The sequence below is a fragment of the Chromobacterium sp. Rain0013 genome (genome assembly GCF_015291765.1).
In the GTDB taxonomy this organism is placed as follows: Bacteria; Pseudomonadota; Gammaproteobacteria; order Burkholderiales; family Chromobacteriaceae; genus Chromobacterium; species Chromobacterium haemolyticum.
Genome location: NZ_CP031514.1, coordinates 1,993,068 through 2,002,703, shown reverse-complemented (window position 1 = coordinate 2,002,703; position 9,636 = coordinate 1,993,068). Strand labels below are relative to the sequence as shown.

The 9,636-nt window shown below is 61.7% G+C and carries 10 protein-coding genes; 2 read left to right on the top strand and 8 right to left on the bottom strand.

Going from position 1 to position 9,636, the window contains the following annotated elements; genetic code table 11:
* Window positions 1-1,029: 1,029 nt before the first annotated feature.
* Window positions 1,030-2,187 carry a PLP-dependent aminotransferase family protein gene (locus DXT74_RS09515; protein WP_043638449.1) on the bottom strand — a complete coding sequence of 386 codons (1,158 nt, stop codon included), beginning with the start codon at window positions 2,185-2,187 and terminating at the stop codon, window positions 1,030-1,032.
* An 86-nt stretch (window positions 2,188-2,273) separates the two neighbouring features.
* On the opposite strand from DXT74_RS09515, the gene DXT74_RS09510 reads away from it, so the two are divergent.
* Together DXT74_RS09510 and DXT74_RS09505 are read left to right on the top strand one after the other, a co-directional pair.
* Complete coding sequence (locus DXT74_RS09510; protein ID WP_043638457.1) at window positions 2,274-2,741, top strand: MarR family winged helix-turn-helix transcriptional regulator; 468 nt, start codon at window positions 2,274-2,276, stop codon at window positions 2,739-2,741.
* Between the two features lie 97 nt (window positions 2,742-2,838).
* Complete coding sequence (locus DXT74_RS09505) at window positions 2,839-3,096, top strand: zf-TFIIB domain-containing protein (RefSeq protein ID WP_043638461.1); 258 nt, start codon at window positions 2,839-2,841, stop codon at window positions 3,094-3,096.
* A 71-nt stretch (window positions 3,097-3,167) separates the two neighbouring features.
* Here DXT74_RS09505 and greB read toward each other — a convergent pair whose 3' ends face one another.
* From greB to DXT74_RS09470, 7 genes are all read right to left on the bottom strand, one after another.
* Window positions 3,168-3,722 carry a transcription elongation factor GreB gene (gene greB / locus DXT74_RS09500; RefSeq protein WP_043591017.1) on the bottom strand — a complete coding sequence of 185 codons (555 nt, stop codon included), beginning with the start codon at window positions 3,720-3,722 and terminating at the stop codon, window positions 3,168-3,170.
* A 32-nt stretch (window positions 3,723-3,754) separates the two neighbouring features.
* Window positions 3,755-4,246, bottom strand: a complete 492-nt coding sequence (locus DXT74_RS09495; protein WP_052370569.1) for an NUDIX domain-containing protein — start codon at window positions 4,244-4,246, stop codon at window positions 3,755-3,757.
* An 11-nt stretch (window positions 4,247-4,257) separates the two neighbouring features.
* The gene (locus DXT74_RS09490; RefSeq protein WP_194427828.1) at window positions 4,258-5,649 is read right to left on the bottom strand and encodes a pseudouridine synthase; all 1,392 of its coding nucleotides are present in this window, start codon (window positions 5,647-5,649) and stop codon (window positions 4,258-4,260) included.
* 45 nt (window positions 5,650-5,694) lie between these two features.
* Window positions 5,695-6,327 (bottom strand): SMC-Scp complex subunit ScpB, encoded by a 633-nt coding sequence (scpB, locus tag DXT74_RS09485; RefSeq protein ID WP_019102634.1) that lies wholly within the window; start codon window positions 6,325-6,327, stop codon window positions 5,695-5,697.
* Between the two features lie 67 nt (window positions 6,328-6,394).
* Window positions 6,395-6,928, bottom strand: coding sequence for a GNAT family N-acetyltransferase (locus tag DXT74_RS09480; RefSeq protein WP_052370570.1), 534 nt, complete (start codon window positions 6,926-6,928; stop codon window positions 6,395-6,397).
* Window positions 6,929-7,162: 234 nt separating this feature from the next.
* Complete coding sequence (locus DXT74_RS09475) at window positions 7,163-8,011, bottom strand: ScpA family protein (RefSeq protein WP_081862671.1); 849 nt, start codon at window positions 8,009-8,011, stop codon at window positions 7,163-7,165.
* 64 nt (window positions 8,012-8,075) lie between these two features.
* Window positions 8,076-9,581 carry a hypothetical protein gene (locus tag DXT74_RS09470; RefSeq protein ID WP_194427827.1) on the bottom strand — a complete coding sequence of 502 codons (1,506 nt, stop codon included), beginning with the start codon at window positions 9,579-9,581 and terminating at the stop codon, window positions 8,076-8,078.
* Window positions 9,582-9,636 lie beyond the last annotated feature (55 nt).

Here is a 9,636-nt window from a genome sequence, read left to right as displayed (position 1 = left end):
TTTGCCCAAGCAGCGTTTGAATCAAGAGAATAGGATTTACAGTGTGTCTCATGCGCCGTAATCGGACTTTCTTTTGAGATGATTCGATATCATTTCAGCGATCAAATCATTGCGAATCAGCATTGCTTTAATAATTTGCATGGCTATTTTTCCGTGTAGCCCAAATCAGAAAAACGCAATGAATATTGATGCTCAAATTGTTTTCGTGTAGATTTATTTGATCGCTTTAATTCAAAAAATCCCATATGGGAAGAATGAAGCGTCAGCACTATACTGAAAGACCTCTAGGAAAAGCATCCCCCGAACTGCCAGTTACCACTTCAGCCGATTTACGGCTTGTATTTTTTGAAATACAGATTTTCGCGGCGATATCAAAGATTTAAGCGCTGCGAACTGGACCGACAAAAACATGATCCGGGTCGATGAATTCAACTCCAATCGACATGACAATTACGGCATAAATCACCGGCAGTTGTTTAATTAATTGATCCAATACCGGCAAATTCTTAATTAAAGAAAATAAATATAAGAATGATGCCTAGTAGCGAAACATCCACCACAATTGACAAAAGCATAAAGTTTGCATCAAAAACAATGTGTTTGGCATATTCAATTTTCTTAATAATGCAGGAGGCCGGTCGATCGCATCGGCCATCTTCTCTGCCTCAGGACAAGGGGAAGCGCTTAGAACCGCTAACGAATCCTCGCAGAGAACCTGAGCCAAGGCGCGCCGACGCAGGCAGTGCAAGTCGTACGGCAAGGAGGCGCAACGCAGGATCAGGGGGTTGGTTAGCGGCTCCTAGCGCCAACTTGGCTTGAGACACGGAAAGGATGCTCCGACACGCCGCAGGAGATAGAGGAAAAGAAGAAGGGGAAAACGATGCCTTCGTTGAGGGCCGGGAAGATGAAGAGAAGCGCCGCCCCATGAGCAAGGCCGGCGCTATTTTTTATGACGCATGGCGGCGAGCGCCCCTCCCCGCGCTGACGCGCTAGCCCAGGACGGGCTGCGCGCGGACTTTGAACCGCTGCTTACTCCGCGGCGGCCTGGGCGCGCAGCAAAGCCGCTAGTCTGGCGATGCCTATCTCGATGCGCTCTGGAGAAGCATGGCTGAAATTCAGGCGCATATAGCCGAGGTTCTGTTCCGGCTCCGGAAAGAATGCTTCGCCCGGCATGAAGGCGACATTCTGCTGCAAAGCCAGCGGCAGCAGCTTGCGGGTATCCCTGAGTTGCTTCAGCTTGAGCCAGAAAAACAACCCGCCTTGCGGCAGCTGCCAATCGGCCAAATCCGCGAAATGCCGCTGCAGCGAAGCCTGCATCGCGTCGCGTCCGACGCGATACACCTCGCGCAGCCCCAGCAAACGTTGTTCATAGCCGGGATCCCGCAACTGGCGGGCAATGAACCACTGCGCCGGACGGTTGGTGTGCAGATCGGTCGCCTGCTTCAGACGCATCAAATAGGGGTACAGCTCCGGCGAGGCAATCAGGAAACCGACGCGCAAGCCGGGTGCCAGGGTTTTGGAAAAGGAACCGGAATAAATCCAAGGCGCGTTCTTCAAATGGCTGACCAACGGCGCCGGCGCCTCGCCGTCGTAACTGAGGGCGCGGTAAGGATCGTCTTCGATCAAGGGCACTCCGGCGGCGTCGATGGCGGCCGCCAGCGCTTGCCGGTCTTCGGCGCTGTAACAGCTGCCCGCCGGGTTCTGAAAACTGGGAATCAGGTAACAGCAGCGCGGCCGCGCCTGTTCCAACGCAGCGGCCAAGGCCTGCGGCTCCAGCCTACCGTCCCGTTGTCCCACCGCGTGAACACGTGCGCCGAAGAGCTTGAAAGCCTGCAAGGCGGCTAGATAAGTCGGCCCTTCGGTCACAACCGGCGTGCCGGGATCGATGAATAGCTTGGCGCACAAATCGATGCTCTGCTGCGAACCAGACAGCACCAACACCTGCTCAGCCTCGCAACTTATGCCCATGCGCCGCGCCTGCTCCGCGATCAGCTCGCGCAACTCCGGCTCCCCTTCGCTGGCCCCGTACTGCGCCATGGCCGCCGGCATCCCGGTAAAATCCAAGGGCGGCAGGCACTGGCTGGCCGGCAGGCCGCCGGCGAAAGAGATCATCTGCGGCTGTTGCGCCGCCGCCAGTATTTCCCGGATCAGCGAGCCGCTGAGCCGTTCGATGCGCTCTGAAAACATGGTACTCTGCATAGGCTTGTCCGCAGCTTTCTTACTAATGTCAATAATATTGACTCAATCTACCGATCACAGCAGGTTCCGTCAACATGGCTGACCTATCTCCATCCGATGACATGCGCGCCGCCATGGAAGCCTTCTTCCATGCCTACAAAGCTTTCACCGATAAACCGGATGAAATGCTGGCCAAACGCGGCCTGGCTCGCGTGCACCACCGCATCCTTTTCTTCGTCGCCCGCTACCCCGGTTTATCGGTCAAGGATTTGCTGGCCGCGCTGGGCGTGACCAAGCAGGCCATCAACATGCCTCTGCGCCAACTGCTGGAAATGGCGCTGGTGCAAAGCGTGGCCGCGCAGCACGACAAGCGGGTCAAGCAACTGACGCTGACCCCGGAAGGACGCAAGCTGGAGGAAGCCCTTCACCGCGAGCAACTGAAATTGCTGCAAGCGGCGTTTGGGCAAACCGGCAAGCCTGCCACCGCCGGCTGGATGCAGATCAACCGCACCCTGGCCGCGCAATCGCGACCTGACGACGCGCCTCCGCGCGGCAAAACTTGACCCTGTAGCCGCTTCATGGTTTGCAATGCGCTGGCGAGGCCGAGCCTGCGCATTTCCCTGACCCACCGCGCCGCTCCGGCGCGCCAAGGAGCACGCCATGAATTGTCCCAGTTGCCAAGTCACCCTGCTGATGGGCGAGCGTCTGTCCGTCGCCATCGATTACTGCCCGCAGTGCCGCGGAGTCTGGCTGGCTCCCGGCCAGCTTGAGCGCTTATTGCAAACCCAAACTCCCGCCCCCTCGGCGGCCCCCGCCGCCTACGCCCCGTCCGCGCATGGTCGCGGCCATGACGACGAGCGCCGCCGCGGGGGTCACCACGGCGGCAAACACGGCTGGCTGCGCAAGCTATTGGACTGATTCCGCTCCGCCAAATAAGAAAACGGCCCGGACTGATGTCCGGGCCGTTCTCCCTCGCGTTTGCGAAAATCTCAGTCTATGCGCTCGTAGCGCACTTCCAGCACCTCGATGTCTTCATCGCCATCCGGCCCGCGGAACAACACCGAGTCGCCCTCGCGCGCCTTCAACAGCGTCCGCGCGATCGGCGAGATCCAACTGATATGGCCGCGCGCCAAATCGATCTCGTCGACCCCGACGATGCGCAACAATTGCTCGCTGCCGTCGCCGCGTTCAATCAGCACGGTGGCGGAGAAAAACACTTGGTCGGTCGCCTCCCGGGTTTCCGGATCCACCACTTCGGCGATTTCCAGACGCTTGGTCAGAAAGCGGATGCGGCGGTCTATCTCGCGCAGGCGGCGCTTGCCGTACAGATAGTCGCCATTCTCCGAACGGTCGCCGTTGCTGGCTGCCCAGTTCACAACCTGCACCATCTCCGGCCGCTCGCGGTTGACCAGGTGATAAAGCTCATCCTTCAAGCGCTGCCAGCCGCCGGGCGTAATGTAGTTCTTAGTGGAGGCGGGCAAGCGCCGCTCAGCCGGAAGATCCTCTTCCGCCTCGTCGTTTTCCTTGGTAAACGCCTTGCTCATCTTCGTCCATCCATCCATGAAAAACGCCAGCCTCAACGGCCGGCGGCGGGTTCCAACAAGGCTAGGCAATGCGGCAGCAAGCCCTTGGGCTTCAGCTTGACCCGCCGCAGCTGCTCGCGGTCCAGCCACTCAAGCTCGTAAAGATTGTCGGGCCCCATCTTGGCCAACTCCGGCCCGCCAAGTCTAAGCTCCCCGGCGTGGCTGGCGGCCAGGAACACATGCTCGACCCTGTCCTTGGCGTCCAACACGCACAGCATGCCGCCCAAACGAACGTTGAGCCCGGTTTCCTCGCGCGTCTCGCGCACGCAGGCAATGGCGGCCGTCTCGCGCCGCTTGATGCCGCCGCCCGGCAAAACATAATAGTCCTTGCCGGGTTTGACGCGATGCATCAGCAAAATGCGCCCACCGTCGACGATGGCGATGGCGGCGCGCTGACGCTTGCCTATCGCCGGCGGAGCCGGCTCAACCGCCGGCGCCGCGCCGCGCAAACGCGACCAGGCGCGGGCAGCCAGGCTCCACAACATGGCGCGCACGCTCAGCGGTGCGCCTTGGCCGAGGCCTTCTTGACCGGCGCCGCCTTCTTGCCGCCGGTGACGGTCAGATTGGACCACTTCATCACCGCGGCCACTTCAGCGGAGTTCAGCTCGTAAAACTGACCGCGCTTCAAGCGCGGAGGCAAACCGATATTACCGAAGCGCACGCGGATCAGCCGGCTGACCGTCAAGCCGAAGTGCTCGAACATGCGACGCACTTCGCGATTGCGGCCTTCCTTGATCACCACGTTGAACCATTGGTTGGCTGCCTCTTCCGGGCCGCCTTTCTGGAAGACGCGGTCAAAACGCGCTTCGCCGTCTTCCAGTTCCACGCCGGCGACCATCTGCTTCATGATTTCCGGCGTCAGCTCGCCCAACACGCGCACCGAGTACTCGCGCTCCACTTCGAAGCTGGGGTGCATCATGCGGTTGGCCAGTTCGCCGCTGGTGGTGATCAGCAACAGACCCGAAGTATTGACGTCCAGACGGCCTATCGCCACCCAGCGGCTGGACTTGGCCTGCGGCAAACGGTCGAACACAGTAACGCGGCCTTCCGGATCGTCACGGCTGACGATTTCGCCTTCTTCCTTGTGATACATGATCACGCGCGGCAGACGGTCCGGCCATTTCAACTTGATCTGGTCGCCCTTCACCATCACGCGGTCGCGCGGACCGACGCGGTCGCCCAGGCTGGCTTTCTTGCCGTTGACGGTGACCTGGCCGGCTTCGATCCATTCTTCCATCTCGCGACGCGAGCCGACGCCGGACGCCGCCAGCGCTTTTTGCAGTCGCACCGGTTCGATATCGTCCAGATCCACGCGGACTTCGCGCAAACGCTTGGCCTTGTCCTTGATGTCTTGGTTGGGGCTGCGCAAACGCAGTTTCTTGGCTTTTTGCACCAGTTGCTTGCCGCCGTCGGGCTTGCCCTGACGCGGCGGCGCGCCGTTCTTGCCCGCGGCCGGCTGGCCGGCCGGCGCGGCGGCGTTTTTGTTGCCGAAGCGGCGTTCGTGATCCAGCGCCACATTGCCGTTGACGTCCCCGTTGCTGTCGCGCTGGTAGACCGGTTTGTTGCGGCCTTGCGCTTGCTGCATCCTTTGCTGTTCCTGCTCGCGGCGGCTCAGCTTGAACAGCGGCGTGCCCTCGTGCATCAGCGGGTTGCCGTAGGCGTCGCGCGGGGTGCGGCCGCCCTGGCCGCCGCTGCGGCCTTTGCCGCCGGGCTGGCCCTGACGGCCGCTGGGATCCGCCGCCTGGCCGTTGCGGCTCTTGATCATGCCGCCTGGGGTCTTGCCGCGCGGCTGAACGCCGCCGTTGGCCGGCTGGCGCGGTTGGGAAGTTTCGCGACCTTTGACACGCGCCACCGGCTGGCGGGCGTGATTGCGTTGTCCTTTAGACATATGTGCTTTGCTCTTTCCGTGCGAGCAACCTGCAGAATGTCGATGTTATTCTGCGATGGGCTCGAAATTATCCGCCTCATCGTCGAGGGGGATGTCGTCTGTGGCCGCTGCCGGGCCTTGATCCCGAGGCGCCGCCTCGGGCACTACCAGGCTTCCCAGCTCCGCCAATGGCGGCAGATCCTTGAGCGAGACAAAGCCCAAGTCGTCCAGGAATTTTCGGGTAGTGGCATATAAGCCCGGCCTGCCGGGTACGTCCTTGTGGCCGATGACTTCGATCCAGCCGCGTTCCAGCAGAGTCTGCATCACGCCGGTGGACACCGATACGCCGCGTATCGCTTCGATATCGCCACGGGTCACAGGTTGTTTGTAGGCGATGATCGCCAAGGTTTCCATTACCGCGCGCGAGTAACGCGGCGGCTTTTCCGGGTTCAAGCGGTTCAAGTATGGCGTGAACTCCGCTCGGGCGCGAAAGCGCCATCCCGACGCCAATTTGACCAGTTCGACGCCCTTGCCTCTCCAGTCGCTCTGGATATCGTCGAGGATGTCGTTGATCAACGCGGCTTTCACCTCTTCGGTGAACAGCTTTTTGAGCATGGCAACCGACAGAGGTTCCTGCGCGGTCAGTAACGCCGTCTCCAGCACGATCTTCAGGTATTTTAGGTCGGTGATGGTGGACATTGAGCCGTGAAGCCGAAACACGTTTGCGCAGGAAACCGGACATTCTACATGAACTCTCCGTCCGGAGCTAAATTAATCCTTCCGCCATGTCGTCCCAAGCCGCCAGCGCGGTCAGGCTGTAACGCCGGAACGCTCGCCCTCCGTTCTCCATCGTTTCCAGCAACTGGCCGCCGCAGGCTTCCACCGTGCGCACCGCGGCAGGCCGGTCCGCCGGGCAAACCAACACCCAATTCCCATGCGCGGGCTTCTCGCCCAGCGTCTGCACATATTGCAACAGCACCCGGCCGTAACCATGGCCTCGCCAAGCCGGCAGCACTTCGAAAGCAATATGGCCGATGCGCTCCACAATCAACGCGTTGTCGGCCAGCCGCTGTCGGATCGCGCCGATGATCTCGGTACGGCCGTTGATCAGAAACCAGGTGCGGCACGGCACCCAGCCTTCGGGCAGCGCTCGCCCTTCGGCGTGTTGCAGCAATTGTCCAAGCCAGGCGTCCGGGTCCGTGCCGGCGCGACGATAATAATCCAGCCCTTCCTCATGACAGGCCAGGAAAAAAGGGCGATAGGCTGGCAGATGTTTCTGGTCGGCCGCTTCAATGTGCATGGCATGCTCTCGCAATGGATACCTGTATCCTAATCGCTGCCGCGCCAACATCAAGTGCAAATCGGCGCGCGCCCACTTTCAGAACCTGTTCAAAGTCTGCTGCGCTTCGTGGAGCGCTGCATGGAGAGTGCAAGCTCAAAATGCTCATGTACCCCTCGGACACTCCGCTTTTTCGCTCGTTTTCGCCCTGTCTCGCCCTGTCTCGCCCTGGCTCGCAAGACTTTGAACAGGCTCTCAGACCAGCGCTATCCTCACGTAAATGGGCTGATACGGCGCCTCCTGACTGACCTTGACCAAGCCCTCCTTGACCAGCTCCAGCACCGCGATGAAGTTGACCACCAGGTGGGCAACGCCCTTGTCCGCGTCGAACAGCTCCTCGAAAGGCACGTACTCGCGGCCGTCCAGGTAGCGCAGAATCCAGCTCATCTGCTCGCGCACCGACAATTCATCCTTCTCCACCTTATGGTGGCGGTGGTGGCGCGCGCGCGACAGAATCGCCATCCACGCTTGGCGCAGATCCGCCGGGCTGACGTCGGGCAGCCGCTGCTCGGCAGACTGTTCGATCAAGACCGCCAGCCAGGCGAAGTCGCGATCGGCCTGCGGCAACTTGTCCAGCTCCAGCCCCGCCAGCTTCATCTGCTCGTACTCCAGCAAGCGGCGCACCAGTTCGGCGCGCGGATCATCCGGCTCGCCCTCCTCGTCCAACTGGGGCCGGGGCAGCAGCAAGCGCGACTTGATCTCGATCAGCAGCGCCGCCATCAGCAGATATTCGGCGGCCAGTTCCAAACGCCCGTCGCGCATCGCATCGATATAGGCCATGTACTGGACCGTGATGTCCGCCATTGGAATATTCAACACATCCAGGTTCTGTTTGCGGATCAGATAAAGCAGCAGGTCCAGCGGTCCTTCGAAACTATCCAGGATCACTTGCAGCGCGTCCGGCGGGATGAACAAATCCTGCGGCACTTCCAGCACAGGCTGGCCGAACACGTGCGCAATCGGCACGCTGGGGGGCAATTCCGGCGCGGTCAGCTGAAAATCGTCGGCCGAAGATCCGGCCTCGGGAAGGGGGGGCTTGCTCATGGCGGCAAGGATACCAGCACTGGCCGGCTGCGTGGCGGAACTTGTCCGCCGCCCTACCCGCCGTTCAAGCCTGCGCGTCGGCGGGCAGCAGCTCGTCTATCTTGATCTCCACGAATTGATAATGCGCGGTCTGCTGCAATAAGCGCACCGCGCGCACCCGACATTCGCCATCGGCGCCCCGCAGATGAAACGGCCGTAAAGCCTGATATAAACGGCCCGGCAACACCAAAATGCCGGAATGGCGGAAATGCCGCTCGGCCTGCATGCGCAACGCCGGCTCGAAGCCTCCCGCCGCGTGGCTGGTGACCGCGGCGACTTCAACCGCCTGCGGCCGTTTGCCGATGAACTCGACCCCGCACTCGGTCTGCATGTCCTCGCCCTCGAAGCTGACCCAGCGCACCAGGCCCAATTGCCAGCCGAAACCGCGGCGGCGCAACATGACCACCTCGCCGGCGCGCAACGGTTGTTGCAAGGACTCTCCCTGCAGCAACAGGCCGGAAGCGCTGAGATTGCTGATCTGCAAACGGCAGGGCTCCAACTCTCCGTCAGCCGGCTCGCCGGCGGCCAGCCGCCAGCAACGCGGCAACAAGCTGACCAGTTCGACGGTTTCGACACTGAGCCGGCGCAACCTGACGTGCCGCCGACGAGGCGGCGCCCCCCACTCCTGACGCAAACGCGCCAGCAACCAAGCTTCGTGGCCGCCGTCCAACCCCTGTCGCTGGCGCTGGCGGCTCAATTCATCCAGGCGTTCCAGCAAACGACCGGCGTCCAGTCGCCACCACACGCCGTCGCCGTCCAGATCCAGCTCGGCGCAGAAGCGCGCCGGCCGGTCGGCGTCGGCGCGGAAAGCGAGCGCGCCGTCGTCCCCCAGCGGCTGATCCAACTGCTCCACGCGCAGCAAGCCGGCATGCTGCTCCAGCCATTGCAGCAGCAAGGCGATCTTGGCCGTCTCCAGCCGGTTGCTGGCGGTCAAACCCAACAACATCAGCCGGCGGTAGCTAAGCCCAGGCGCCGCCACGCCCCCCGCCGCCTGCCGCCCCTCCCAGCCCTGGGCCAGCGCGTAGGCGTACAAACGGTGGCAATCGCGCCAGAAGCCCTTGTGCAACGGCGCGTAGCTGCGCGCGTGCAGCGCCAGCAAATCGTAGCCGCTCGCCAACGCCAGTTGCAGGGCCTCCAACCGCGGACGAGAACTGGAAAAACGGCCGGCTTCCTGCGCGCTGAATGCCTGAGCCAGCAGCTTGCACTGCTCATGCCATTGCCGCAGCAATTGGCGGGCCGATTGCAATGCGGCGCGCGCCTCCGGGGTGCAGGACAATTCCTGCCGCGCCGCCGCGCGCTCCAGCCTGGCAACCAGCGCGGCCAACGGCGCACGCAGCGCCTGCAGCAGTTGCAAGCGTTCCGCTGGCGCCAAGGCCAAGCGCAGCCATTGCCCCAACCACTGACTGGCCTTGTCCGCGGCAAGGGTGGCCGGCTGCGTCGCCAGCGCCTCCAATTGCGCCTGGATCGCCTTGAGGTCCAGTGCCGCCCAGGGGCCTTCCGGCAGAGCGTGAATCAGCGACAGTTCCATCATGACTAAGTCATAGCTAGAGAGAAGCCGCCGATGATACCCCCAGCCATGATTTTTG